At 66.3% G+C, this 26,143-nt stretch carries 25 protein-coding genes; 9 read left to right on the top strand and 16 right to left on the bottom strand.

Annotated features, from left to right (window positions below):
• Window positions 1-68 precede the first annotated feature (68 nt).
• Window positions 69-1,349, bottom strand: coding sequence for a serine hydroxymethyltransferase (gene glyA, locus DB708_RS18705; RefSeq protein WP_108924472.1), 1,281 nt, complete (start codon window positions 1,347-1,349; stop codon window positions 69-71).
• Window positions 1,350-1,464: 115 nt separating this feature from the next.
• Between glyA and coaA the strand changes: the two genes are divergently transcribed.
• Entirely contained in the window at window positions 1,465-2,403 is a 939-nt protein-coding gene (gene coaA, locus DB708_RS18700) for a type I pantothenate kinase (RefSeq protein ID WP_108924471.1), read from the top strand.
• Between the two features lie 72 nt (window positions 2,404-2,475).
• Here coaA and DB708_RS18695 read toward each other — a convergent pair whose 3' ends face one another.
• The 5 genes from DB708_RS18695 to DB708_RS18675 form a co-directional block, all read right to left on the bottom strand.
• Window positions 2,476-2,871 carry a hypothetical protein gene (locus tag DB708_RS18695; protein WP_108924470.1) on the bottom strand — a complete coding sequence of 132 codons (396 nt, stop codon included), beginning with the start codon at window positions 2,869-2,871 and terminating at the stop codon, window positions 2,476-2,478.
• Window positions 2,872-3,026: 155 nt separating this feature from the next.
• Complete coding sequence (locus tag DB708_RS18690) at window positions 3,027-4,115, bottom strand: methyltransferase (protein WP_108924469.1); 1,089 nt, start codon at window positions 4,113-4,115, stop codon at window positions 3,027-3,029.
• A gap of 23 nt (window positions 4,116-4,138) precedes the next feature.
• Entirely contained in the window at window positions 4,139-5,227 is a 1,089-nt protein-coding gene (locus DB708_RS18685) for a methyltransferase (RefSeq protein WP_108924468.1), read from the bottom strand.
• Between the two features lie 179 nt (window positions 5,228-5,406).
• Window positions 5,407-6,777 (bottom strand): hypothetical protein, encoded by a 1,371-nt coding sequence (locus tag DB708_RS18680; protein ID WP_108924467.1) that lies wholly within the window; start codon window positions 6,775-6,777, stop codon window positions 5,407-5,409.
• 49 nt (window positions 6,778-6,826) lie between these two features.
• On the bottom strand, window positions 6,827-7,615 hold the full coding sequence (locus tag DB708_RS18675; RefSeq protein ID WP_108924586.1) for a (2Z,6E)-farnesyl diphosphate synthase: 789 nt from the start codon (window positions 7,613-7,615) through the stop codon (window positions 6,827-6,829).
• A gap of 145 nt (window positions 7,616-7,760) precedes the next feature.
• Here DB708_RS18675 and trhA point away from each other — a divergent pair, with 145 nt between their 5' ends.
• Window positions 7,761-8,498: a PAQR family membrane homeostasis protein TrhA gene (gene trhA / locus DB708_RS18670; RefSeq protein ID WP_108924466.1), complete on the top strand. Its 738-nt coding sequence runs from the start codon at window positions 7,761-7,763 to the stop codon at window positions 8,496-8,498.
• A gap of 7 nt (window positions 8,499-8,505) precedes the next feature.
• Here trhA and DB708_RS18665 read toward each other — a convergent pair whose 3' ends face one another.
• From DB708_RS18665 to mca, 3 genes are read right to left on the bottom strand one after another with little or no spacing between them, the layout of a single operon-like run.
• Window positions 8,506-10,521 (bottom strand): thioredoxin domain-containing protein, encoded by a 2,016-nt coding sequence (locus DB708_RS18665; RefSeq protein ID WP_108924465.1) that lies wholly within the window; start codon window positions 10,519-10,521, stop codon window positions 8,506-8,508.
• On the bottom strand, window positions 10,508-10,810 hold the full coding sequence (locus tag DB708_RS18660; RefSeq protein WP_108924464.1) for a hypothetical protein: 303 nt from the start codon (window positions 10,808-10,810) through the stop codon (window positions 10,508-10,510). Before DB708_RS18660 ends, DB708_RS18665 begins: the two co-directional genes overlap by 14 nt.
• The gene (gene mca / locus DB708_RS18655; protein WP_108924463.1) at window positions 10,807-11,679 is read right to left on the bottom strand and encodes a mycothiol conjugate amidase Mca; all 873 of its coding nucleotides are present in this window, start codon (window positions 11,677-11,679) and stop codon (window positions 10,807-10,809) included. Before mca ends, DB708_RS18660 begins: the two co-directional genes overlap by 4 nt.
• A gap of 121 nt (window positions 11,680-11,800) precedes the next feature.
• Between mca and DB708_RS18650 the strand changes: the two genes are divergently transcribed.
• On the top strand, window positions 11,801-12,235 hold the full coding sequence (locus DB708_RS18650) for a DUF4307 domain-containing protein (protein WP_108924462.1): 435 nt from the start codon (window positions 11,801-11,803) through the stop codon (window positions 12,233-12,235).
• 215 nt (window positions 12,236-12,450) lie between these two features.
• Window positions 12,451-12,945 (top strand): transcription elongation factor GreA, encoded by a 495-nt coding sequence (greA, locus tag DB708_RS18645; protein ID WP_108924585.1) that lies wholly within the window; start codon window positions 12,451-12,453, stop codon window positions 12,943-12,945.
• 12 nt (window positions 12,946-12,957) lie between these two features.
• Here the strand turns inward: greA and DB708_RS18640 are convergent, their stop codons facing one another.
• The 4 genes from DB708_RS18640 to DB708_RS18625 form a co-directional block, all read right to left on the bottom strand.
• The gene (locus tag DB708_RS18640; protein WP_108924461.1) at window positions 12,958-14,127 is read right to left on the bottom strand and encodes a cystathionine gamma-synthase; all 1,170 of its coding nucleotides are present in this window, start codon (window positions 14,125-14,127) and stop codon (window positions 12,958-12,960) included.
• A gap of 54 nt (window positions 14,128-14,181) precedes the next feature.
• Window positions 14,182-14,856: an RDD family protein gene (locus DB708_RS18635; RefSeq protein ID WP_108924460.1), complete on the bottom strand. Its 675-nt coding sequence runs from the start codon at window positions 14,854-14,856 to the stop codon at window positions 14,182-14,184.
• 100 nt (window positions 14,857-14,956) lie between these two features.
• Window positions 14,957-16,351, bottom strand: a complete 1,395-nt coding sequence (locus tag DB708_RS18630; RefSeq protein WP_108924459.1) for a cystathionine beta-synthase — start codon at window positions 16,349-16,351, stop codon at window positions 14,957-14,959.
• Between the two features lie 86 nt (window positions 16,352-16,437).
• Window positions 16,438-17,505, bottom strand: coding sequence for an alpha/beta hydrolase (locus DB708_RS18625; protein ID WP_108924458.1), 1,068 nt, complete (start codon window positions 17,503-17,505; stop codon window positions 16,438-16,440).
• A 242-nt stretch (window positions 17,506-17,747) separates the two neighbouring features.
• Here DB708_RS18625 and DB708_RS18620 point away from each other — a divergent pair, with 242 nt between their 5' ends.
• Entirely contained in the window at window positions 17,748-18,695 is a 948-nt protein-coding gene (locus DB708_RS18620) for an SGNH/GDSL hydrolase family protein (protein WP_409347617.1), read from the top strand.
• 93 nt (window positions 18,696-18,788) lie between these two features.
• The gene (locus DB708_RS18615) at window positions 18,789-20,006 is read left to right on the top strand and encodes an acetyl-CoA C-acetyltransferase (RefSeq protein ID WP_108924456.1); all 1,218 of its coding nucleotides are present in this window, start codon (window positions 18,789-18,791) and stop codon (window positions 20,004-20,006) included.
• Window positions 20,007-20,191: 185 nt separating this feature from the next.
• Here DB708_RS18615 and DB708_RS18610 read toward each other — a convergent pair whose 3' ends face one another.
• Window positions 20,192-21,055 carry a Bax inhibitor-1/YccA family protein gene (locus DB708_RS18610; protein WP_108924584.1) on the bottom strand — a complete coding sequence of 288 codons (864 nt, stop codon included), beginning with the start codon at window positions 21,053-21,055 and terminating at the stop codon, window positions 20,192-20,194.
• 241 nt (window positions 21,056-21,296) lie between these two features.
• Here DB708_RS18610 and DB708_RS18605 point away from each other — a divergent pair, with 241 nt between their 5' ends.
• Genes DB708_RS18605 through DB708_RS18595 form a run of 3 tightly spaced genes read left to right on the top strand, consistent with a single transcriptional unit; the run spans window position 21,297 to window position 24,951 of the window.
• Entirely contained in the window at window positions 21,297-22,346 is a 1,050-nt protein-coding gene (locus DB708_RS18605) for an enoyl-CoA hydratase/isomerase family protein (RefSeq protein ID WP_108924455.1), read from the top strand.
• A 13-nt stretch (window positions 22,347-22,359) separates the two neighbouring features.
• Window positions 22,360-23,142: an enoyl-CoA hydratase gene (locus DB708_RS18600; protein ID WP_108924454.1), complete on the top strand. Its 783-nt coding sequence runs from the start codon at window positions 22,360-22,362 to the stop codon at window positions 23,140-23,142.
• A gap of 9 nt (window positions 23,143-23,151) precedes the next feature.
• A complete protein-coding gene (locus tag DB708_RS18595; RefSeq protein WP_108924453.1) occupies window positions 23,152-24,951 on the top strand; it encodes an alpha/beta hydrolase in 1,800 nt (599 codons plus the stop codon).
• On the opposite strand, the gene DB708_RS18590 is transcribed toward DB708_RS18595, so the two are convergent.
• Together DB708_RS18590 and DB708_RS18585 are read right to left on the bottom strand one after the other, a co-directional pair.
• On the bottom strand, window positions 24,952-25,392 hold the full coding sequence (locus DB708_RS18590) for a rhodanese-like domain-containing protein (protein ID WP_108924452.1): 441 nt from the start codon (window positions 25,390-25,392) through the stop codon (window positions 24,952-24,954).
• A complete protein-coding gene (locus DB708_RS18585; protein ID WP_108924451.1) occupies window positions 25,392-25,988 on the bottom strand; it encodes a cupin domain-containing protein in 597 nt (198 codons plus the stop codon). The genes DB708_RS18590 and DB708_RS18585 overlap by 1 nt, the downstream gene beginning before the upstream one ends.
• Between the last annotated feature and the right edge of the window lie 155 nt (window positions 25,989-26,143).

Raw genomic sequence — 26,143 nt, 5'->3', positions numbered from 1 at the left:
CGGTAACTGTAACCGATAGACACAGGTTTAATAAAACAGGCCGCGCCGCGTCGCGGCGGTGTGTCGCGTCAGCGACCGACCAATGCCCAGTCCTCGAGTCCGTCGTACAACGGGAACTCCCGGGCAAGCCGGGTCACCCGGTCTCGCAGCGCCGTGACATCGGCCGAGGTGCCGGCCGCCAACGCGGTGGCGATGACGTCGGCCACCGCGGTGAACTCGGCGTCGCCGAAGCCGCGGGTAGCCAGCGCGGGGGTCCCGATCCGCAGACCAGACGTCACCATCGGTGGCCGCGGGTCGTTGGGTACGGCGTTGCGGTTGACCGTGATGCCGACCTCGTGCAGCAGATCCTCGGCTGCCTGCCCGTCGAGCGGGGAGTTGCGCAGGTCGACCAGCACCAGGTGGACGTCAGTGCCACCGCTGACCACCGATACCCCGGCCTTGGCGACATCGGTTGCCAATAGACGATCGGCGAGGATCCGGGCGCCGGACAGCGTGCGCTGCTGGCGCTCGGCGAATTCAGGGGTGCCGGCGATCTTCAGCGCGACAGCCTTGCCCGCGATCACGTGCATCAGCGGGCCGCCCTGCTGGCCGGGGAACACCGCTGAGTTGACGGCTTTGGCGTATTCCTGCTTCCCCAGGATCATCCCGGAGCGCCCGCCACCCAGCGTCTTGTGAATGGTGGTGGAGACGATGTCCGCGTGCGGCACCGGAGAGGGGTGCAGTCCGGCTGCGACCAGGCCCGCGAAGTGGGCCATGTCCACCCACAGCTTGGCGTCGACCTCGTCGGCGATCGACCGGAACGCCGCGAAGTCGAGAATCCGCGGGTAGGCCGACCAGCCGGCGATGATCACCTTGGGGCGGAATTCGAGCGCCTGAGCGCGCACCGCGTCCATGTCCACGAGATGCGTCGTCGGGTCGACACCGTAGAAGCCGTTCTCGTAGAGCTTGCCGGAGAAGTTGAGCTTCATTCCGTGCGTCAGGTGCCCACCGTTGGCCAAGTCCAGACCCAGCAACCGCTCCCCGGGTGACATCAGGGCGTGCAGCACCGCCGCATTTGCCTGCGCACCGGAGTGCGGCTGCACGTTCGCGAAGTCGGCACCGAACAACGCCTTGGCACGGTCGCGGGCGATGTTCTCCACGACATCGACGTGCTCGCAGCCGCCGTAGTAGCGCCGGCCGGGCAATCCCTCGGCGTATTTGTTGGTCAGCACGCTGCCCTGGGCCTGCAGCACCGAGCGCGGTACGAAGTTCTCCGACGCGATCATCTCGAGGGTGTCGCGTTGCCGGCCCAGCTCTTTGCCGAGCAGCTCGGCGATATCCGGGTCGACTTCGGCGAGCGGGGCAGACATCAGGGACGTGGAAACACGGGCATCAGGTGCGGCAGTCACGAGCCCCAGTCTAACGAGCGACGGTTTAAGCCAGCCCAGCCGTCCGGCGTGCTATCGCCCCTGCCACACTTGCACTATGCCCCGGCTGAGCGAGCCGAGCCCTTATGTGGAGTTCGACCGAAAGCAGTGGCGCGCGTTGCGCATGTCGACGCCGCTGGCCCTCACTGAAGAGGAACTTGTCGGCCTGCGTGGTCTCGGCGAGCAGATCGACCTGCTAGAGGTCGAAGAGGTGTATCTGCCGCTGGCCCGGCTCATCCATCTTCAGGTCGCGGCCCGGCAGCGATTGTTCGCTGCCACTTCGGAATTCCTCGGTGAGCCGCAGCAGAACCCGGACCGGCCGGTGCCGTTCATCATCGGCGTGGCCGGCAGCGTGGCGGTCGGGAAATCGACCACCGCCCGTGTGCTGCAGGCGTTGCTGGCGCGCTGGGATCACCACCCGCGGGTCGACTTGGTGACCACCGACGGCTTCCTCTATTCGAATGCCGAGCTAGACCGACGAAACCTGATGCACCGCAAAGGCTTTCCGGAGAGCTACAACCGCCGGGCGCTGATGCGGTTCGTCACCTCGGTCAAATCGGGCTCGGACTACGCGTGTGCACCGGTGTACTCACACCTGCGCTACGACATCATCTCCGGGGCCAAACACGTGGTTCGGCATCCAGACATCTTGATCCTGGAAGGTCTCAACGTATTGCAGACCGGTCCGACGCTGATGGTGTCGGACCTGTTCGACTTCTCGCTGTACGTGGACGCCCGGATCGAAGACATCGAACAGTGGTACGTCTCGCGGTTCCTGGCCATGCGCGGCACGGCCTTCGCCGACCCGGAATCGCACTTCCACCACTACTCGGCCCTCAACGACACCAAGGCAGTCGCCGCCGCGCGTGAGATCTGGCGGTCGATCAACCGGCCCAATCTGGTCGAGAACATTCTCCCCACCCGTCCGCGCGCGACCCTGGTGCTACGCAAAGACGCCGACCACTCCATCAACCGGTTGCGGTTGCGCAAGCTGTAAAGGCCCCCAGCAGGCCGGAGCGGGGCGACGCTCCGTGGCCGCGGAGGCGCCCCGCACCGGCGGGATGGGGAGCTAGGCGGTCTGGAGCCGACGCACTCCCAGGTATTGCAGCCACGCGAAGCCCGCGGCGTAAACGCCGGTGGCCAGCGTGGCGGCCACCCCGGCCGCGGACATGGGGACTGCTTCGACGGCCACCAGGGCGCCCAGGGTCAACACGATGTTGGCCACGATGACACCGACACCAACGCCGCGCAGGTCCGCCAACCCCGTCAGGCTGTACACCACCAGGCCGTAGACCACGAACAGAGCGCCCAGGGCGTATTCCAGATCGGAGTTCAGGTCGGCGATGACGGCGATGGCCAGACCGAACAGCCCGGTCAAAGTGCCGTCTGCACGCATCGCGAAACGCAACAACGATTCCGTCGAGTCGTACATGTGTCTATTCGGTATGCCAGTGACAACGGACATTTGATTACTCCTCGCGATGGCGTTTTGTGTCGAACTGGTTTGAGCGTGCCGCCGGAGCACTGCCATATCGACTCGTGGCACTGCCAACTCCTGCCACGGAAGAAATGACGAGGGATCGCATCCAGGTATTCCCAAAATCGGCGGCGAATGGGGATTCAGACGGCGACGGCTTCGACGACGCTGTACACCGATGCCGTTGGCACCACCCGTGTCATGCGGAACCCGGCACGATTCAACAATTCGGCATATCCGGCGGCGGTCCGCTCGCGTGCGTCGAATTCGACCAGCACTTCCAGGTCAAGCCAGTTGCCCATAAAGTCGCGATCGTGGCCGGGCAGCACCATTTCGACGAGCAGCACATGCTTACCGGCCCCGGCCGCCTTACGAACATTGCGCAGGATTTGCAGCGCCTCGTCGTCGGGCCAGTCATGAACGATGTGTTTGAGGACGTAGGCGTCGCCGCCCTCGGTGATCGTCTCGAAGAATGACCCCTCGGCCACCCGGACCCGGTCGGCCACCCGATGCTGCTTGAGTAGCGGTGCCGCGTCCGCGACGACGTGCGGCTGGTCGAACAGAATCCCCCGAGCCTGCGGGGTGGCGTTCAAGATCGCGGCCAACAACCGACCGTGCCCACCGGCGACGTCCACGATCGTCGAATAGCGGCTGAAGTCGTAGCCCGCGACAACCGGCGCGATCGCGAGTTCGGACGCACTGGTCATGGCGTCGTTGAAAACTTCGTCGAATTCCTTTTCCTCAGCCAGATAATCGAAGATCGGTTTGCCGCGCATCTCTTGAACGACTGCCCGGCGGGTGCGGATAGCGGTCGTCAAGTGGCTCCAGTGCTCCCGATGCTCGGGGGCGCCGAGAAACCGGACGAAGCCTCGCATCGATACCTCGCTGTCGCTGCGCAGCGTTTCCGCAAGCGGGTTGAGGGCATAGCGCCCGTCGCGCAGCTGACGGAAGACGCCACGGCCGATCAACGCCCGCAGCAGGCGCGCGAGGCTGTCGGCATCGGCGTCGACCGCGTCGGCCAACTCGTCGGCCGACAACGGTCCGTTCGCCAGCGCGTCGGCGATACGCAGATCTGCCACGGCGGTAATCGCTTGCGCCGCCCACGCACTCATGACCAATTCCACCATCGCCGCCGGCGGCGGGACCATGCGTTGGTGTAGCCGACCGAGATGATGCCGAGCGATGCCGACGATCTGCATAACCTCGGTCTGTGGGAATTTAACCGAAAACATAGGTACTCCTTGATGATTCAGTGTTAGACAGCGACTGCTTCGACAATGCTGATCGGTGAGGCCGTTTCGACCACCCGCGTCAGCCGGAAGCCCGCACGGCTCAAGAGCCGGCCGTATTGGGAGGCGGTACGCTCGCGGGCCCCGGCCCCGATGTGCATTTCCAAGTCCATCCAGTGGCCGGGGAATTCGCGGTCGTGCCGTGGAATGACGAATTCGACGATCAGGACATGCTTTCCGACCCCGGCGGCCTTCCGGATGTTGCCGAGAATCTGTACGGCTTCGTCGTCGGGCCAGTCGTGGATGATGTGCTTGAGCAGGTAGGCGTCGCCACCGTCGGCGACAGACTCGAAGAAGGAACCATCGACCAGCTTCACCCGGTCAGCGACCCGATGCTGCTTGAGTAGCGGTGCTGCGTCCGCGACGACGTGCGGCTGGTCGAACAGAATCCCCCGGGCGTGTGGCGTGGCGTTCAAGATCGCGGCCAACAACCGACCGTGCCCACCGGCGACGTCGACGATCGTCGAATAGCGGCTGAAGTCGTAGGCCGCGACGATCGGGGGAATTTCGAGTTCGGAGAGGTCAGTCATCGCGTTGTTGAAGATCTCGTCGAGTTCGGGTTGCTCGGCGAAATACTCGAAAATGCATTTGCCGCGTATCTCGGGGACAACGGCCCGGCCGGTGCGGATCGAGTCGGTCATGTGGCTCCAGTGCTCCCGCTCCTGCGGTGAGCCCACGAACCGGGCGAACGCGCGCAGCGAGGCATCGCTGTCGCTGCGCAGTGTGTCCGCCAGTGGGGTGAGGCCATAGCGCCCGTCCCGGCGCAGCCGAAAAATGCCTCGCGATATCAGCGCCCTCATCAGACGGACGACCGTGTCGGCGTCCGCATCGACCGCTTCGGCCAACTCGTCAGCGTTCATCGGCTGCTTGGCCAGCACGTCGGCGATGCCGAGGTCGGCTGCCGCGGTAATCGCTTGCGCTGACCAGGCATTCGTGATCATTTCCAGCATCGCGGCAGGCGGTGGAACCATGCGTTGGTGCAGCCGACCGACGCGGTGCCGGACGATCTCGGCAATCCGCGCAAATTGGGCGGGCGGAAGGGTCGGCGAAAACATAAGTCCCCCTGGCAGACTCGGGATGGCACGTGCCGGCCGGCCGGCCGCACCTAACGCATTCGTTGCCAGTCCACCCGAAGATGGGCCGCGGGGCCATTACAACCGGCGTTGTCAGCCGAATAACGCTGATGGCTGTACAGATAAGGCTCGGGCGCAAGCGCGCCCGCGGCGGCGTCGAGCTACTCGGTAGGGACGGCGACGCGCCCGCGAAGATCGGCGGCGATCAGCCGGGCCGCGGCATTTTGCCAGTTGTGCAGCGAGCGCTGTGGGACCTCCGTCACAAACCACTGCCACGCCTGCCGAGCGGTCGGATCCAGACCCGAGGCGGTGGCGTTCTGCGCGTAAGCGCGCACCCCGACGACGTAGGGGAAATACAGCGAGTTGTAGTACCGCCATTCTTCGGTGGTGCCGAAGTCGCCACCTTCGCGGGGCTTCAGCCGCGAAATGCCGTCGGCGAGCAGGGCCTTGAGTTCGTTGGCCCGTTCGACCGGATGGTCGGGTGCGCCGCGGGCGGTCAGCCGCTCGTCGATCACCGGCAACGCCGTCAACGGGCTCGCGACCAGCTTGCTCAGGTCGCCGTAGTGGCCTAGCGCACGGCGGGTGAGCCTGACGAAGGTGACGTCGCCGACGTCGCCGAGCGGGTACTCCTGCCGCAGCGGCAGGGCCGCCCCGGTATGTCGCAGCACGGCCCGATCCGCCCGCAGCGCAGGCGATTTCCAGAACGCGAGCCGGTCGAGGACACCGGCCAGCGGATCCGCGAGCACCTGCACGGTGATCGCGATCGCCAGGCTGGTGAACAGCAGCACGGTCAGCGCGGTCTGCGCGGCGGGGTCGTCGCGGGTCACCGCCAACCCGATCAGCGCCTGGCCGCCGAAGAGCACCGCCACCGCCACCGAACCGGCGAACGAGCGCAGCATGTGGTTGCGCAGCGCCTGGCCCTCATCAAATGCGTCCCACAGCGCGACGGCAAGCCCGAGCGCGAGGACGTCGCAACTCGTCGACGCCAGCGCAACCCAGCTGGGCACCAGGCCCAGCGGAATGATCAGGATCGCATTGGCCAATGCAAAGAACAGGGTCGCGGTAATGGCGAGTCCCACGGCCGGCCTCGGCCGCCGCGGGCGGCGCAACGCGACCGCCATCGCGCCGAGGGTCGATATCGAGATCACTGCGAACATCACCCAGTGACCTGGCCGCAGCGGCCCCTCCACACTGCCGGCCATCATCGCTCCGAACAGGGTCAGCGCGGCAACCCCGGCCACCAGCAACAACTCGCGGGTGCGCGTCCGCCCGCCGTCGCTGGGCCGGGACAGCTCGACGAGCACCGCGAACCACGCCACGCCGGGGATGGCCGTCAGGTAGATCTCGACTCGACTCAGCAGCTGGGCATGCGCGGGATTGGCGGTCCGAACCGCATCCAGCCCCACCACGAGCGCGAAGCCGCACAGTCCAATCGCCGCCAGCGCGAGGACGGGTTTACGCGGATCACGGGCCGCCAGATACAGGCCCAGCCAGGCACTCAGCGTGAACACCACCGCCGACAGTGCAGCCATCTACCCAGTGTGGCACGCGGGTGACCTGCCGCTTGAGCGCCTTGGCCGACTACTTGCCGTGCCGGCGATCCCGCCGGGTGTAGTCGCGCAAGGCGCGCAGAAAGTCGACGCGGCGAAACGCCGGCCAGTGCGTTTCGCAGAACCACATCTCCGAATAGGCGCTCTGCCACAGCAGAAACCCGGACAGCCGTTGCTCGCCCGACGTGCGGATCACCAGGTCGGGGTCGGGCTGCCCGGAGGTGTAGAGGTTCTCGGAAATGGCGTCGACGGTCACCGCGTCGACCAGTTCCTCGGCGGTGGCGCCATTGGCGAGTTCCTTGCTCAACAGCGCACGCACCGCGCCGGCGATCTCCTGCCGGCCGCCATAACCGACCGCCACATTGACATGAAACGGCGCGACGCTGGGCGTGGACTCGACCGCGCCCCGCAACCGGCGGGCCGGCTCGTCGCCCAGCAGTTCCAGGTCGCCCACCGTGCGCACACTCCAGCGGTTGGCCGGTGCACAGATCTCCTCGACGACGTCGGTGATGACTTCGATCAGCCCGGCAAGCTCGTCGGGATCGCGTTGCAGGTTTTCGGTGGACAGAAGATAGACCGTGGTCATTTCGACGCCGGCTTCCTGGCACCAGCGCAGCATCTCGGCAATCTTGGCCGCGCCCATCCGGTAGCCGTAACTGACGTCGTCGTATCCCGCGTCGCGGGCCCACCGCCGATTCCCATCGCATAGCACCGCGATATGCCGCGGAAGCTGGGACTTCGAGGCAACCAGGCCTTGCCTCAGCCGAAGCTCGTAGACGCGATACAGCGGGTCCTTGAGCCGCGGCGGGATAATCTCCACGAAGCTCCACACTACTGTGGGCGGCAAGTAATTCTCGGGCAGATTTTCGCCGACGTCGCTGCCGCTGAAAGGACACTCCCCGGCCGGTGCCGACTAGTGTCTATCGATGTCAGGCATACCCACCTTGAACAAGGCAACAGGAGACATGAGCGGCTCGACGACCACGGCCACCGACCCGGAACCCGAATCGCAGGGGGTCGCGGCCAACGCCGCGCAGCACCTTGTCGATGGTGTGGCCCGAGTACTGACCAAGCCGCGATTCCGCGGCTGGATTCACGTCTATTCCGCCGGCACCGCCGTCTTCGCGGGCGCCTCGCTGGTCGCGGTGTCGTGGGCGGTGGGATCCACCCGCGCCGGGCTGGCCACGCTGCTGTACACCTTCGCCACCATCATCATGTTCACCGTCAGCGCCACCTATCACCGCGTCCGCTGGCAGTCGGCCACCGCTCAGAAATGGATGAGGCGGGCCGACCACTCGATGATCTTCGTGTTCATCGCCGGCAGCTACACCCCGTTCGCGCTTTTGGCACTGCCGGGTCGCGACGGGCACGTGGTGTTGTGGATCGTGTGGGGCGGCGCGTCGGCTGGAATCCTGCTGAAGATGTTGTGGCCGTCGGCGCCGCGGTGGGTGGGCGTGCCGCTGTACATCCTGCTGGGCTGGGTAGCGGTCTGGTACACCGGCGAGATCCTGCACAACGCGGGCGTGGCCGCGATGGTGCTGCTGTTCGTCGGCGGTGCGCTGTACAGCATCGGCGGCATTCTCTACGCGCTGCGCTGGCCCGACCCCTGGCCGTCGACGTTCGGCTATCACGAGTTCTTCCACGCCTGCACCGCGGTAGCGGCGATCTGCCACTACATCGCGATGTGGTTCGTCGTCTTCTGAATCGGCGCTACCGCGCGGGGACGCCCAGGGCGGCGGCCAGGTCGGCCGACCGCGTCACGGGCAGGTCGCACAGACGTCCGCGGCACACGTAGGCGGCGTCGGCACTGTGCACTCGGTCCCGGCCGACCAGCAGCGCCGACGAGTCCATCTTGCCGCCCATCACGATCGCTCCACCCGGCGCGAACCGGCGAGCATCGAGCAGCAGCGGTGAGCGCGGCGAGCTGCAGGCGACCGCGACCTGCAGCGGCCCGCGGATCGCGGCTTCGGCCACGCCCAGCCAATGCCCGGCCGACCGTGGGGCCTGCGCCAGCAATGCCGAATGCGCGGTCAGGGCCTCGGTCGCCGCTTGCAGATACCGCGGCGCGTTGCGGCTGTCGACCAGATGCGCCGCGGTCAGCAACGCTTCGGTGATCGTCGACGCGCCCGACGGGGTAGCTCCGTCCAGCGGGTCTGACGGCCGGAGCATCAGCTGCTCGGCATCGTCGGCGGTGTCATACCAGCGCCCGGGTTGGCGCGGATCGGCGAAATGCGCGCACGCGGTGTCGAGCAGCCCGCACGCCGCAGTCAGCCAGACGTCTTCGGCGTCGAGTTGATAGAGCGCCAGCAGTCCGGTGGCCAGCATCGCGTGGTCCTCCAGGATGGCGGCGCTGTCGCCGACCACTCTGCCGAGGCTGGCCCGGCGCAGTCGGCCGTCGACGACATGAGTGTCCAGCAGCGCCGTCGCGCAGCGTCGTGCCGCGCGGACCAACTCGGGTTCTTCGAGGGCCACACTGGCCTCGGCCAGCGCGGTGATCGCCAGCCCGTTCCACGACGTGACGACCAAGGCAGCGCGTCCCGGCTGGGTCCGGGTGGCTCGGGCGGCCAGCAACGCGGTCCGCACCCGTTCCAGCCGTTGTGGATCGTCCGGGTCGCCGGGCAACTGCAGCACCGACGTCCCGTGTTCGAAGGTGCCGGATTGCGTAACCGCGAAAACCTCAGCGGCGAAGCGGCCGTCGTCGGGGCCGAGCACGTCGGTCAACTGTTGCGGCGTCCAGACGTAGGTCGAGCCCTCGCGGCCGTCGGCGTCGGCGTCCAGCGACGAGATGAACATGGCGCCGTCGGCCAGCTCGTCGAGCAGAAATTGCGCGGTCTGCGCGGTGACGCGGCGGGCCAACGGGTCGCCGGTGCGCCGGGCCCAGTGCGCGTAGGCGTGCAGCAGCAGCGCGTTGTCGTACAGCATCTTCTCGAAATGCGGTACTACCCAAGCGTTGTCGACGCTGTATCGGGCGAAACCGCCGGCGAGCTGGTCGTAGATGCCGCCGCGGGCCATCGCGTTGCCGGCGCGTTCGACGGCCTCTAGCGCTGCCGGCGATCCGGTGCGCTCGTAGTTGCGCAGCAGCGCTTCAAGAATCGCCGACGGCGGGAATTTGGGCGCACCGCCGAACCCGCCACGCACCGTGTCCTGGTCGGCCAGCACTGCGGCGACCGCCTGATCGCACAGCTCCGGCCCGATGGCAGGGCCGCCACCCGGCAGTCCGGACGACATCTTGCGCAACTCGCCGGCGATATGGTCCGACGCCTCCTCGACCTCGTCGCGGCGCTGCTGCCATGTCTCAGTGACGGCCGAAAGAAGTTGCAGAAAACCGACTTTCGGATAGTAAGTGCCGCAGAAGAAGGGCCTGCCGTCGGGCGTCAGGAAACATGTCATCGGCCAGCCGCCTTGCCCGGTGAGTGCAACGGTGGCGTTCATGTAGACCGCGTCGATGTCCGGCCGTTCCTCGCGGTCGACCTTGACGCAGACGAATCCCGCGTTCATCGCGGCGGCCACCTCATCGTCCTCGAACGATTCGTGGGCCATCACGTGACACCAGTGGCAGGCGGCATAACCGATCGAAAGCAGGATCGGCACATCGCGCGCCGCCGCGTCGGCCATGGCCTGCGCCGTCCACTGCTGCCAGTGCACCGGGTTGTCTGCGTGTTGACGCAAATAGGGGCTCGTCGCCAGCCCGAGGGTGTTGACCGAAGACGACTCAGCCGGGCTCATCGCCGGGTCCTGACGGCCTGGTGGATCCGTTCGTGGGCCCGGGTGCTTCGTCAGGGGGTGATCTGACCGCATCGGTGCCCTCATCGGCGGCCTGATCGGGTTCGGGGTGCGTGGGATCGAACGAATCGGGCACCTTCTTCAGTTGCCGATTCATCGAGCGCAGCAGGAACAAGGTGGCGATCAACAAGAGCACGACGACCAGCAGCCCGATCGGGCTGGCCTTGCCGAAATCGGGCCCGGTGTGCTGCGGTGCGACGTCAGCGATCAGCGTGAGTAAAAGGTGGCTCACGCGTGATTCTCGATTCCGGCGAACAGGTCGTCCTCGGGCAGCGGGGCGGGGACGCGCGAGCGAGCCAACTCGAATTCCTCGGTCGGCCATAGTCGCTGCTGCCAGGCGATCGGGGCGGCGAAGAACTCGGCTTTCGGGTCGATCTGCGTGGCGTGTGCGCGCAGCGCATCGTCGCGCTGGCTGAAATATTCCGAGCACTCCACCCGCGTCGTCACCCGGGACTCGAAAGGATCGTGCTCGGGTTGCCAGTGCTTCAGCCACTTGCCGAACGGGCCCTCTTCGCCATTTTTGGCGAATTCGTCTTGTAACAACTGCATCCGCTGACGCAGGAAGCCATGGACGTAGTACAGCTTGGACACCGTCCAGGGTTCACCAGCATCCGGGAAACGGGCATGGTCGCCCGCCGCCTCGTAGGCACCGACCGAAACCTGATGGCAGGCAATGTGATCCGGATGCGGGTAGCCGCCGTTCTCGTCGTAGGTAGTGATCACGTGCGGCCGGAACTCGCGGACCACGCGTACCAGCGCCTCGACGGACTTCTCCAACGGCACCAGCGCGAAGCAGCCGTCGGGCAGCGGCGGTGGCGGATCACCCTTGGGTAGACCAGAATCGACGAAACCGAGCCAGGTGTGCTCGACGCCGAGAATTTCGGCGGCTTTCGCCATCTCGTCACGACGAATTTCGGTGATGTGCTCTTGCACGTCGGGCAGATCCATCGCCGGGTTGAGGATGTCGCCGCGCTCACCGCCGGTCAGTGTCACGACCAGCACGCGGTGACCCTTGTCGGCATACCGGGCAAGCGTGGCCGCGCCCTTGCTGGACTCGTCGTCGGGGTGGGCGTGCACCGCCATCAGCCGCAGTTCGCTCACGTGTCCCCTTGTCGGTCCGCCGGTCTCCCTTCGAAGCCTATAAGGACCATATAATTCCAGTTCTCCCATGTTGCATGCTGTCGGCCCCCGCCGGCAGCCACACTGAACACGTGAAACTCCCATGATCGAAACTTCCATTCCGCGTCCCGAGTCCCGCTACGGGCGTTCGCGACTGTCTACGGCCTCGCGACGCCGGGTGGCCATCGCGCTGGGTGTGCTGGCCCTGGTTGCGGGCATCGGCGTCGCGTTCGTCGGCTACCAAAGGCTGGCCACCAGCGACGTTTCGGGTTCGCTGGGCGGCTACCAGGTGATCGACGCCGAAACGGCCTCGGTCACGATCAGCGTGACGCGATCCGATCCGTCCCGGCCGGTGGACTGCATCGTGCGCGTCCGCGCGAAGGACGGCAGCGAGACGGGCCGACGAGAGGTCAAGGTCCCGCCCTCCACGCAGGCAACGGTGCAGGTCACGACCATCGTGAAGTCTTCGCAGCCGCCGGCGATGGCGGACATTTACGGATGCGGCACCGACGTGCCCAGCTACCTGCGCGCAGCCTGATCGGTCACAAAGGCGAACCTCAAATGATGTCATCGGCTGTTTCCTCGGTGGTAACATGGATGAATGCACGGTTCCGGCTGGGACCGTGTATTGCTGCATTAGCGGCCATCAGCCCAACAAAATGGCAGCAAGGGGTGGAAACCTAGACACTCCCCTTAATGGAGTGCAGAAACTTACGCGGCTACGCGAAACGACAGGACGAGGAGCACGACAAGATGACGGACACTCAGGTGACCTGGCTGACCCAGGAGTCACATGACCGACTGAAGACGGAGCTCGATCAGCTGATCGCGAATCGTCCCGTCATCGCCGCGGAAATCAACGACCGCCGCGAAGAGGGCGACCTTCGCGAGAACGGCGGCTACCACGCCGCCCGTGACGAGCAGGGCCAGCAAGAGGCCCGCATCCGCCAGCTGCAGGACCTGCTGAACAGCGCGAAGGTCGGCGAGGCGCCCAAGCAGTCCGGCGTCGCGCTGCCCGGTTCGGTGGTGAAGGTCTACTACAACGGTGACAAGTCGGACACCGAGACGTTCCTGATCGCCACCCGCCAGGAGGGCGTTAACGAAGGCAAGCTCGAAGTGTTCTCGCCGCTCTCACCGCTGGGCGGGGCGCTGATCGACGCCAAGGTCGGTGAGACCCGCAGCTACACCGTGCCCAACGGCAACACCGTCGAGGTCACGCTGATCAGCGCGGAGCCGTATCACTCCTAGTTCGACCGCGAACTAGCCCAGGGCTTGTTCGAGATCGGCCAGCAGGTCGACGACATCCTCGATGCCGACCGAAAGCCGCACCAGGTCGTCGGGTACTTCCAGTTGCGAACCGGCCGTTGACGCGTGGGTCATCGCGCTGGGGTGCTCGATCAGCGACTCGACCCCGCCCAGCGATTCGGCCAGGATGAAAACCTTCGTGCCGGCACACAGCTTTTCGGCGGCCGCGCGGCCGCCGCGCATCCGCACCGACACCATGCCACCGAAGCCCGTCATCTGCTGTGCGGCGACATGGTGCCCGGGATGGGTGGGCAGACCCGGATACAGCACCGTACTCACCGATGGCTGCCCGGCGAGGAATTCCGCTACGGCCAAAGCGTTTTCGCTATGCCGCTGCATCCGCAGCACCAACGTTTTCAGGCCGCGCATCGTCAGGTAGGCGTCGAACGGGCCCGGCACCGCGCCGGCGCCGTTCTGCAGAAAAGCGAAGGCATCGTCGAGTGCATTGTCGTTGGTGACCAACGCGCCGCCCACCACGTCGGAGTGGCCACCGATGTACTTGGTGGTCGAATGCAGCACGACGTCGGCGCCCAGCGCCAACGGCTGCTGCAGCGCGGGCGAGGCAAAAGTGTTGTCCACCAACACTTTCACCGGGTTATTCGCGGCCGCCAATTCGGCAATGGCCGCAATATCGGCGATGGACAGCAGTGGATTGGTCGGTGTTTCCACCCAAATCAGCCGGGTCTGTGGCGTGATCGCGGCCCGCACCGCATCGACGTCGGACAACGCCACCGGCGTATACCCGACGTTCCACTGGCTGAAGACCTTGTCGATCAAGCGAAATGTGCCGCCGTAGGCGTCATTTGGGATGACCAGATGGTCGCCGGGACGCAACATCGCCCGCAGGGCGCAGTCGGTTGCGGCCATGCCGGAACTGAACGCTCGCCCGAATGCGCCGCCTTCGACGGCCGCCAGCGAGGCCTCCAGCGCGGCCCGGGTCGGGTTGCCGGTGCGCGCGTATTCGAACCCACCGCGCAGCCCACCGACACCGTCTTGGGCGAACGTGCTGCTGGCATAGATCGGCGCGTTCACTGCCCCGGTAGCCGGATCCGGGTGATAGCCGGCGTGGATGGCCTTGGTGGCCAGTCCTTGGATTCCGTCGTGTCCGTTACGGTTCTCGCTCATCAAGGATCAGCCTAGTGAGCGACGCACGATCACGTCAGGCGCACTCGCACTCCGTCAGACCGGCAGGACCACCGTTGTCATGATCTTATCGGCGAAGGTCTGCCGTTTGGCGTCCCACAACGGAAACAGGAAACCGATGAGGCAAATGACCGCGTCGACGAAGTGGGCGAGGTCGCGCACGACGGACAATCCGAAACCGATCGGCTGCCCGGTGGTCTCGCTGACCACCTTGATCTTCATCACCGTCTTGCCGAGGCTCGAGCCGGTGGTGCCCTGGCGGTAGCCACGGTTCCAGATCCAGTAGGCCAAGCCCACCAGCGTCGCGAGCCATTGCAGCAACTGGCCGATCATCGAGGGCTGGCTGGCGCAGTACTGGCTGACGTCGTACTGCGTGATATCGGTGACGCAGGACGACGTCTGGGTGGCGTACATGATTCCGGTGCCGATGCCCTGCACGATCGCGTAGGGCAGGTAGTCGATGATCAGCGCGATTACCCGGGTGAGCCACGGCGTGTAGGAGTCTGTCGGCAGCGCTCGGACCGCCGGTCCGGGCGGCGGCGGCGCGTAGCCACCGGCAGCCGGCGGAGGTGGGGGGTAACCGCCGCCGGGCGGCGGTGGTGGAGGGTACGAGGCGCCCGGCGCGGAAGGAGTGGGTTCATGCCCGCCGGAGGGCAGTTCGTAGCCACCAGGTGGTTCGGGCGGCGAGGAGGGCGGCGGTTGATCGGTCATGGTGCAACCTTCCACTGCGGATTAGCTGAACTAGCCGCATTACCCTACCTGAGAGCCGCCCCTGAGCGGAGGCTCCGCGCGAGCTCTGCGACCGGCGCCGCTAACGCCGTCGCGGTCCGTCCGACAGAAAGCCCAACAGGTCGTATCGGGTGATGACCCCGACAGGTTTGCCTTCCTCGACAACCATCAACGCGTCCCAGTCACGCAGCGCCTGCCCGGCGGCGCTTACCACCTCGCCGGCACCGATGATCGGTAACGGCGGGCTCATGTGCACGGAGACGGCGTCGGCCAATTTGGCGCGGCCCTCGAAGACGGCCGACAGCAGTTCGCGCTCGGAGACACTGCCGGCGACCTCACCGGCCATCACCGGCGGCTCGGCGCCGACGACGGGCATCTGGGACACCCCGTACTCGCGCAGGATGCCGATGGCGTCGCGCACCGTCTCCGAGGGGTGGGTGTGCACCAGATCGGGCAGCGCACCCGATTTACCGCGCAGCACATCACCGACCGTCGGCTGCTCGGTCGAGCCGTCCAGCCGGGTCCGCAGGAAGCCGTACGACGACATCCACGAGTCGTTGAAGATCTTCGACATGTAGCCGCGGCCGCCGTCGGGGAGCAACACGACAACCAGCGCGTCGGGCCCCGCTTCCTCGGCCACCTTCGCGGCGGCCACCACGGCCATGCCGCACGAACCGCCGACCAACATGGCTTCTTCACGAGCCAGCCGCCGGGTCATGTCGAACGAGTCGGAGTCGGACACCGCGATGATCTGGTCAGGCACCGCGGGGTCATAGGCCGCCGGCCAGAAGTCCTCACCGACGCCCTCGACCAGATACGGCCGGCCGGTGCCGCCCGAATACACCGACCCTTCGGGGTCCGCGCCGATGACGCGCACCGCGCCGCCCGACACCTCCTTGAGGTAGCGGCCTGCGCCGGTGATCGTCCCGCCGGTGCCGATGCCGGCCACGAAGTGGGTGACCTTGCCGTCGGTGTCGGCCCAGATCTCGGGCCCGGTGGTCTCATAGTGGCTGGCGGGACCCTGGGGGTTGGCGTATTGATCGGGCTTCCAGGCGCCCTCGATCTCGGCGACCAGCCGGTCGGAGACGCTGTAGTAGCTCTCCGGGTGCTCCGGCGGCACCGCCGTCGGGCACACCACCACCTCCGCGCCGTATGCGATCAGGACGTTGCGCTTGTCCTCGCTGACCTTGTCCGGGCAGACGAACACACACTTGTAGCCGCGGTGCTGGGCAACCAGAGCCAGACCGACGCCGGTGTTGCCCGAGGTGGGTTCGACAATGGTGCCGCCCGGCTTGAGCAGCCCGCTGGCCTCGGCGGCGTCGATCATCTTCACCGCGATGCGGTCCTTGGAGCTGCCGCCCGGGTTGAGGTATTCGACCTTTGCCGCAACAGTGCCAGCGCCGGCGCGGATGACGGAGTTCAGGCGAACCAGCGGCGTGCCGCCGATGATGTCACTGATGTGCTGCGCAATTCGCATGCGTCCATCGTCTCAGGCCATTTGTGGCCGCGCACACCCACTCTCGGTGTGATCGAGATCCCGGCGCGCGGCGAACAACCGAGCAGCTAGCCGGTGGCTTCGCGGATGTACTCCCCGATTTGGCGCAGCGAACGGACGGCTTCGGGAACCAGCGGCGCCGCCAGCTGGAAGTCGTGAACCTGTCCGGGCCAGACCCGAACTTCGGCCGGCACGCCAACGGCGGCAAGCCTGCTCGCCGCCAACTGCGCGTCGTGCAGCAGAACCTCGGAACCCGAAACGTGGATCAGCGTGCGCGGAAGTCCGGGTTTGATGTACTCGAGGGGTTCGTAGATCTCCTCGGCCTTGCCGTCGACGACGTTCTTCTGCGCCGCGCCAGCAACCAATTCGACGAGCGCATCAAAAGCCTTGGCAGAGAACATCGCATCCGTCTTGATGTTGGGATGCGTTTGCTTGTATTCCTTTGCTAGCTGCAGCAGCGGCGAGATTGCTACCAGCGCCGCTGGCTCCTCGCCTTCCTCCTGCAGCCGTTGCGCGAGGGACAGCGCGAGATACCCGCCCGCGGAATCTCCGGCGAGCACGATCTGGTCCGGCTGATAGCCGCGCCGCCGCAACCACCGGTAGGCGTCGTGGCAGTCCTGCAGAGCCATGCCCACCGAGTGCTTGGGCAACAGCCGGTAATTGACCACCAAAACGGGTGAATCAGCAAACTTCGAAATCGATTCGACCACCCGGCCGTGGGAGTTCGCTCCACAGGTCAGGAACGCGCCGCCATGGAAATAGAGCACCATCCGCCTGGTGCCGTCCGCGGGCAGCACGCCGGGAGCACGAACCAATTGTGCCGACGCATTCGGCAACGTCACAGTCTGTCGCACGGTTGCGGAGGCGGGCAGCAACGCCCGGGCTGCGAGGTCGATCAGGCCCCATGGCCACGGCATGTTGGGCACGTAGCTGCCGGCCGCCAAAATCGGCCGTATCGTCACGCGCGAGGCCAGCGTGGCTACTCGCGCCTGGACGCTGGGGCCCGACTCCAGGACCTCGACCGGCGCGCCGTCGCTGATAGCGAATTTGCGTGCCTCGGCCCTGCGTGACTTGAGCAGGTCACGGAGATGGCTGGTATTCCGGGGTGCACCGGAAACCTTGCTAGGTGCGGTCATGCTCGACACTCCTACGCCTTTGTAGTGCGATACAGCATGTGACGAGGAAGCCAAGCGCTCAGTTCATTTCGTGCACCGAGCCGTTCAGCCAACCCGTTGAACTTAGCTTCGCAGGCATTACTTAGAAGAACGTTTGAAGAGTCTGATTTGATACCACATCTGATTCACAACGTGACCGCATTGTTTGTCGGGCGTCCGCGCAAACACGACAGCCGATCTAAACTGATCCAGTGACCATTAGGGTGCCGCGTCGCTCGACGATCGCCCTGGCCACAGCGGGCGCACTCGCCTCGACGGGGACGGCCTATCTGGGCGCACGCAACCTGCTGGTCGGCCAGGCGACGCACGCGCGCACCGTCATTCCCAAAGCCTGGGACATTCCACCCCGCGCCGACGGCGTGTACAGCCCGGGCGGCGGGCCGGTGGAACGGTGGCAGCGCGGCATGACCGCGGACCTGCACCTGATGATCTTCGGGGACTCGACCGCCACCGGCTACGGCTGCGCGAGCGCCGAAGAAGTGCCGGGTGTGCTGGTGGCGCGGGGCCTGGCCGAACAGACCGGCAAACGTATTCGGTTGAGCACCAAGGCCATTGTCGGCGCCACCTCGAAGGGCGTCAGCGGGCAGGTCGACGCGATGTTCGTGGCCGGGTCGCCGCCGGACGCTGCCGTGATGATGATCGGCGCCAACGACGTCACCGCCCTCAACGGGATCAGCCAGTCCGCACGCCGGCTCGGCCGGACCGTGCGCAAGCTGCGTTCGCGAGGCGCCGTGGTGATCATCGGTACCTGCCCGGATCTGGGAGTGATCTCCGCGATCCCCCAGCCGCTGCGCTCGCTGGCGCGCGCGCGGACCAGACAGCTCGCCCGCGCGCAGGCCGCGGCGGTGCGGTCCGCCGGAGGGCTGCCGGTGCCGCTGGCGCATCTGCTGGCTCCCCAATTCCGGGCCACTCCCGAGCTGATGTTCTCCGCCGACGGCTTCCATCCGTCACCGGCCGCGTACGCGCTGGCAGCGGCGCAGCTGCTGGTGGCGCTCTGCGATTCGCTGGGTGTAGAGGTTGCGAGCCCGGTGCTGAATCTGGCGGCACGCTCCGAGACACCCATGGTCAGCGCGGGCCACACCCCACTGAGTGCCATGTCGCGGCTATGGCGGCGCCCGGCGTCCAGCGCGGCCGCCCCATCGTCGAACTGATCAATCGGCACCGTCTAGATTTGCCTTAGCCCGTCGGGGTGGGTGTGCCACCCGATTGTTACGCGAGCCCGTATCCCATTGGAGGGAATCGTCATGCCCGAAGCCGTCATCGTCTCCGCCGCCCGCTCTCCGATCGGGCGCGCCATGAAGGGGTCGCTGGTCAGCATGCGGCCCGACGACCTGGCCGCGCAGATGGTGCGCGCCGCGCTCGACAAGGTGCCCGCGCTCAACCCACACCAGATCGACGACCTGATCCTGGGCTGCGGCCAGCCCGGCGGTGAGGGCGGATTCAACTTGGCGCGCGTGGTTGCCGTCGAACTGGGCTATGACTTCCTGCCCGGCACCACCGTCAACCGGTATTGCTCGTCGTCGCTGCAGACCAGCCGGATGGCTTTCCACGCGATCAAGGCCGGCGAGGGCGACGTGTTCATCTCCGCGGGTGTGGAAACCGTGTCCCGCTCCGCCAAGGGCAGCGCCGACTCCTGGCCGGACACCAAGAACGCGCTGTTCAGCGAGGCGCAGGAGCGGTCTGCCGCCGCGGCAGGCGGTGCCGACGAGTGGCACGACCCGCGCGCCGACGAGAACATTCCCGACGTCTACATCGCGATGGGGCAGACGGCGGAGAACGTCGCGCTCCTGACCGGCGTCAGCCGCGAAGACCAGGACCACTGGGGCGTGCGCAGCCAGAACCGCGCCGAGGAAGCGATCAAGAGCGGGTTCTTCGAGCGGGAGATCTCGCCGGTGACCCTGCCCGACGGCACCACGGTGAGCACCGACGACGGCCCGCGCCCCGGTACCACCTACGAGAAGATCAGCGAACTCAAGCCGGTATTCAGGCCCAACGGCACCGTGACCGCAGGCAACGCTTGCCCGCTCAACGACGGTGCGGCGGCGTTGGTGATCACCAGCGACGTCAAGGCCAAGGAGTTGGGCCTCACGCCGCTGGCCCGCATCGTGTCCACCGGAGTCAGCGGCCTTTCGCCGGAGATCATGGGCCTGGGCCCGATCGAGGCGTCCAAGAAGGCGCTGGCCCGGGCCGGCATGTCGATCAACGACATCGACCGCTACGAGATCAACGAGGCCTTCGCGGTGCAGGTGCTGGGTTCGGCCCGCGAGCTGGGCATGGACGAGGAAAAGCTGAACGTCTCCGGTGGCGCGATCGCCCTGGGCCACCCGTTCGGCATGACCGGCGCACGCATCGCCGCGACGCTGATCAACAACCTGCAGACGCACGACAAGACGTTCGGTCTGGAGACCATGTGCGTCGGCGGCGGCCAGGGCATGGCGATGATCATCGAGCGGCTCAGCTAGCGCTTTCAGCTGTTCAGTGTGCGTCCTGAGCGCCGAGTGTGCGCCCAGGGTGACGACACGCCGGATGAGGCAACCGTCAGCGCACACTCGAGGCCGTAGCCGCACACACGATGCGGTTGCGGACCTCGTCAGCGCACAAAAAAGCCGGCACGCCCGTGGGCGCACCGGCTTTCCCGTTAAGCGGGCTACCTATCGCCCTGGAAGTAACTGAGCAGACGCAGGATCTCGAGGTAGAGCCAGACCAGGGTCACGGTCAGGCCCAGCGCGATCCCCCACGCCGCCTTCTCCGGCGCTCCGGCGCGGATCATCTGGTCGGCTGCGTCGAAGTCGATCAGGAAGCTGAACGCCGCGATAGCGATCATGACCAGCGAGAAGATGATCGCCACGGGTCCGCCGCTGCGCAGGCCCAGCCCGGTGCCGCCGCCGACACCGAACAGCGCCAACACGAAGTTGCCGAGCATCAGGAACAGCGCGCCGAACATGGCGGCGACCACCATGCGGGTGAACTTGGGCGTGACCCGGATGGCGCCGGTCTTATAGACGACGAGCATCCCGAAGAACACGCCGAGCGTCCCCAGCACCGCCTCGCCGATCATCGCCCCGGCGTTAACCGACCGACCGCTGCCGACCGATACCTGGAAGGTCAGAAGTAGCGATATAGCGCCGAGGGCCAGGCCTTCGAGAACGGCGTAGCCGAGCACGATCGCCGGGTTGTCCTGCTTGCGGCCGAACGTGGCGATCAGCACCAGCACCAAACCGCCGATGGCGCCGATGAAGGTCAGCGGCGCCGCCAGCGCGAGGTTAGTCGACGCCAGGTAGAACGACACAACGGCGGAGGCCGTCAAAACGGCCAGCGTGATGCCGGTCTTGGTGACGACGTCGTCGATGGTCAGCGGCCGGGAGGCCTTGGCCTCCTGGTATGGAGCTGCCGTGTAGGGGTCGCCCTGGTAGTAGCCCTGCTGCACCTGGGCCGCGCCAGTGCCGAACTGCGCATATCCGCCGCTCTGCTTGGGCAGCGAACGAAATACCGGGTTGCTGGTCTCCCGCACCGTCGGTTCCTCTCTTAGGACTGTGGGTTCGAGCTGTGCGAACACTTGCTCAACGATCAGTCACCTTCCCAGGTTCCCAGCGGAACTGGTGTTTTCAGGGTATCTCTGGGCACGGCCGCTGTCGTCGGCTCAAACATAATCCTTACCCGCGGGTATCGCTTCTGTTGTAACGATCTAGATTGCTGGTCAAGGCCCGGCAAGGCGACACACGGGCACCGATTCCGGCGATGGGAGCCACGGCGTGACCGAAGGCGCGACTGACCAAATCGACGAGGTATTGACCCGTATCGACAATGGCGTCGGCCTGATCACGCTCAACCGCCCTAAGGCAATCAACTCGCTGAACCAGACGATGGTCGACGTGCTCGGCCCGCTGCTGCGCCGTTGGGAAAACGACGATGCAGTGCGCGCGGTGGTGCTGGCCGGGGCCGGCGAACGCGGACTGTGCGCCGGCGGCGACGTGGTCGCGGTCTACAACAGCGCCCGCAAGGATGGCGTCGAGGCACGGAGATTCTGGCGCGACGAGTATCTGCTGAACGGCCAGATCGGCCGGTTCGCCAAGCCCTACGTGTCGTTGATGGACGGCATCGTGATGGGCGGCGGCGTCGGGGTCAGTGCGCACGGCAGCGTCCGCGTGGTGACAGAAAAGTCCAAGATCGCAATGCCGGAGGTCGGTATCGGGTTCATCCCCGACGTCGGCGGCACATTTCTGTTGTCCCGGGCGCCGGGTGCGCTCGGGCTGTACGCCGGCCTCAGCGGAGCACCGTTCGGCGGGGCGGACGCCATCGCATTGGGCTTTGCCGACCACTACGTCCCGCACCAGCAGCTGGGCGCGTTCACGAAGGCGATCGTCGACGACGGCGTTGAAAGTGCGCTCGCCGCGCACGCTGTCGATCCACCGGCCAGTGAACTTGTCGCGCAACGCCATTGGATTGACCATTGCTTTGCCGGTGAGACCGTGCAGGACATCATCGAAGCGTTGCGCGGGCATGACGCCGGGCCTGCCCAAGACGCCGCCAACCTGATCGACACTCGCTCCCCCATCGCGGTGTCGGTGGCACTGGAGGCGGTACGCCGAGCTGCGAAGCTGGACACACTGGAAGACGTTCTGGTACAGGACTATCGAGTGTCGTCGGCGTCGGCGAGCTCACACGATCTGGTGGAAGGCATTCGAGCACAGATCATCGACAAAGACCGTGATCCGAAGTGGTCGCCGCCGAACCTTGCCGCGGTCTCCGCGGCCGACATCGACGCGTACTTCGCGCCGGTCGACGACGACTTGAGTTTCTAGAAAGGCGATTTGGGTGAGCGAGACAACGTACGAAACCATCCTGGTCGAGCGCGATCAGCGGGTCGGCATCATCACGCTGAACCGGCCGCAGGCACTCAACGCGCTCAACAGTCAGGTGATGCACGAAGTCACCAGTGCCGCAGCCGAACTCGACGAGGATCCGGGCATCGGGGCGATCATCATCACCGGTTCGGCCAAGGCGTTCGCGGCCGGGGCCGACATCAAGGAGATGGCCGCGCTGAGCTTCGCCGACGCGTTCGGCGCCGACTTCTTCGCCGCTTGGGGCAAGTTGGCCGCCGTGCGCACCCCGACGATCGCCGCGGTGGCCGGCCACGCACTAGGCGGTGGCTGCGAGCTCGCGATGATGTGCGACCTGCTGATCGCGGCCGATACCGCGAAGTTCGGACAGCCCGAGATCAAACTCGGTGTGCTGCCGGGCATGGGCGGCTCGCAGCGCCTCACCCGCGCCATCGGCAAGGCCAAGGCGATGGACCTGATCCTGACCGGCCGCACCATCGGCGCCGAAGAAGCCGAACGCAGCGGCCTGGTTTCGCGGGTGGTGCCGGCCGACGACCTACTCGGCGAGGCCAAGGCCGTCGCCACCACCATTTCGCAGATGTCGCTATCGGCGGCCCGGATGGCCAAAGAAGCCGTCAACCGTGCCTTCGAGTCCACCCTGGCCGAGGGACTTCTCTACGAGCGCCGGCTTTTCCATTCGACTTTCGCGACCGACGATCAGTCCGAAGGGATGGCGGCATTCGTCGAGAAGCGGGCTCCTAACTTCACGCATCGCTAAGATGCTCGGATGAGCGAGCCAGGTTCTGCGACCGGCACCGACGACGAACCAGCGGTCAGCGCAGACAAACTCGCGGGCTCCGACGACGCCCAGGTCACCGGAGAGGCGACCAAGGCCGAAACGGCTCCCGAAATCCTCTCCGCTGACGATGCTGCTGATGCGACGGAAATCGCGACGAAGCCGTTTTGGGTGCGTCACTACACCTTCACCGGCACGGCGGTCGGCCTGATCTTCATCTGGTTCTCCCTGACGCCGTCGCTGCTGCCCCGCGGCCCGCTGTTCCAGGCGTTGGTCAGCGGGTTCTCCGGCGCCATCGGCTACGGCCTGGGCGTGTTTTCGGTGTGGTTGGTGCGGTTCATGCGCGAAAAGCGTCACAGCCCGCCGCCGCCACGCTGGGCGTGGAAGGTACTCGTACCGGTCGCCCTGGTCGGCCAGGTGCTGATGGCGATCTGGTTTCACGTGTGGCAGGACGACGTGCGCAACCTGATGGGGGTCGCTCACCTGCACTGGTTCGATTACCCCCTGACCGGGATCCTGTCGGTCATCGTGTTGTTCACGGTGGTCGAAATCGGCCAGGCCATCCGCCTCCTGGTCAGATTCCTTGTCGGCCAACTCGATCGGCTCGCGCCGTTCCGCGTTTCAGCCACCATCGTGGTGGTCCTGCTGGTCGTCTTGACGATCACCTTGCTCAACGGCGTGGTCATCAAGTTCGCGATGCGCACGATGAACAACACGTTCGCCTCGGTCAACAATGAGATGAATCCCGACAGCACGGCCCCGACAATTTCGGAGCGATCCGGGAGTCCGCAGTCGCTGGTGTCGTGGGAATCCCTGGGCCATCAGGGCCGTATCTTCGTCAAGGGCGGTCCCCGAGTCGATGACCTCACCAAATTCAACGGAACCCCCGCCACCCAGCCGATCCGCGCCTACGCCGGCCTGAATTCGGCCGACGGCATCACCGCGACCGCCGAACTGGCGGCGCGCGAACTGCTACGCGAAGGCGGGCTGCAACGTGCCGTCGTCGCCGTCGCGACCACCACCGGGACCGGCTGGATCAACGAGGCGGAGGCGTCGGCGCTGGAATACATGTACAACGGCAACACCGCGATCGTGAGCATGCAGTACTCGTTTCTGCCGAGCTGGCTCTCGTTCCTGGTGGACAAGGAGAACGCTCGGCATGCCGGCCAGGCGCTGTTCGAAGCCGTCGACAGACTGATCCGCCAAATGCCTGAGGCGCAACGCCCCAAACTCGTGGTGTTCGGCGAAAGCCTGGGTTCGTTCGGCGGCGAGGCGCCGTTCATGAGCCTCAACAATGTGCTGGCCCGAACGGATGGTGCCCTGTTCAGCGGACCGACCTTCAACAACACCATCTGGACGGACCTGACCTCCACCCGGGACTCCGGTTCACCGCAGTGGCTGCCCATCTACGACGACGGCCACAACGTCCGATTCGTCGCTCGCCCAACCAATCTGGATCGTCCCAAGGACCCGTGGGGCGCACCGCGAGTGGTGTATCTGCAGCACGCCTCCGACCCGATCGCGTGGTGGACACCCGATCTGCTGTTCAGCGAGCCGGATTGGCTGCGCGAACGGCGGGGCTACGACGTGCTGCCGCAAACCAATTGGATTCCGGTGGTGACGTTCCTACAGGTGTCGGCGGACATGGCGGTCGCCGTGGATGTGCCGGACGGGCACGGACACCGCTACGTCGCCGACGTCGCCAATGGCTGGGCCGCGGTGCTGTCACCGCCCGGGTGGACGCCGGAGAAGACCGAGCGACTGCGGCCGCTGTTGCACGCCAACGAATAACTACAGCCAGCGGCGGCCGGTCGCCCCCGCATTCGCCAGCGCCGCCGGGTCGACCGCGGCACCGGCCAACTCCGCCAGCACGCCGGCGCCAGCCAGCGCGTGGTAGCCGCCGACGACGTCGGTGGCGCGGTGCAGGCCGATGTCGAGCAGCGCGGCCGCCGCCAGGCTGGACGTGTAACCCTCGGAACACAGGATCACCCACTCGACGTCGTCGCCAACGGCTTCCGGCAGATGGGCGTCGCTGGTCGGGTCGCAACGCCATTCCAGGACATTGCGTTCGATCAGCAGCGCGCCGGGCACTTCGCCCTCACGGAATCGCTGAGCCTGCGGGCGGATGTCGACGAGCACCGCGCCGCGCCGCAGCGCATCGGGCACCTCGGCGGCTGAAAGCCGGCGATAGCGGCGTCGGGCGGATCTCAAGACCACATCGATACGGCTCATCACGTCCCCTCTGGCTGGTCGGTCAGTTCGGTGCGCTGGCGGCGCAACGTGTTGTTCCCGGTGACCTCGTAGTAGGACATCGCACTCAGCGGCGGCGAATAGGCGTGCACGCTCAGCGTCGGTGCAACCGGTGTCTTGATCGGCATGACGGTCCCCGGGACCGGGCTTGGAACAGTCCTGGGCGCCCACACCACGTCGTGCACCCAGCCCAGCGGAAAGCCGGCCTGATCACCCGCGTCAAGGCGGCGGCGCCGCAATCTGCGCCCATCCCAACGGAATTCGTTGAGCGACCCGGACACCACGGTCAGCGCGCCCAGTGACCCACCGTGGTCGTGCAATTCGGTGGCGTGACCGGGAACCCAGCTGATCAGCCAGACGTCGAGTTCGTCGTCACCGTGGACGCGGGTGAACCAGCGCTGCGAATCCGGTACGCCGCCGTCGGGCAGCAGGTGGTCGCAACGGCCGCTGAGTACGTCGTCGGCGACTTGGTCGGTGGCGCGCAGCAGGTCGGGAACCCGCAGCCGCGTCGGCCCCGCGGCAGGCGACGCGATGGTCGGCGAACGCAACGCAACGGAACTGGTGACAGGCAATGACATTGGGAGAGCTCCAGAGAAAGCGGAAGGGGCAAGGGCGGCGCGTTAGGGCCGACAACACTCGCAAAATCCGAAGCGCTCCATCACGGCCGCAAGTGTTGCATAGATTGAGACGGTGCGCTGGTGCTGTCATCGTCCCCTGCTGTGGGGCGCGCTCG

It is taken from the genome of Mycobacterium montefiorense (assembly GCF_003112775.1).
Lineage (GTDB): Bacteria > Actinomycetota > Actinomycetes > Mycobacteriales > Mycobacteriaceae > Mycobacterium > Mycobacterium montefiorense.
Note: the sequence above shows the minus strand (reverse complement) of the source record. Positions and strands in the feature narration are given on the sequence as shown.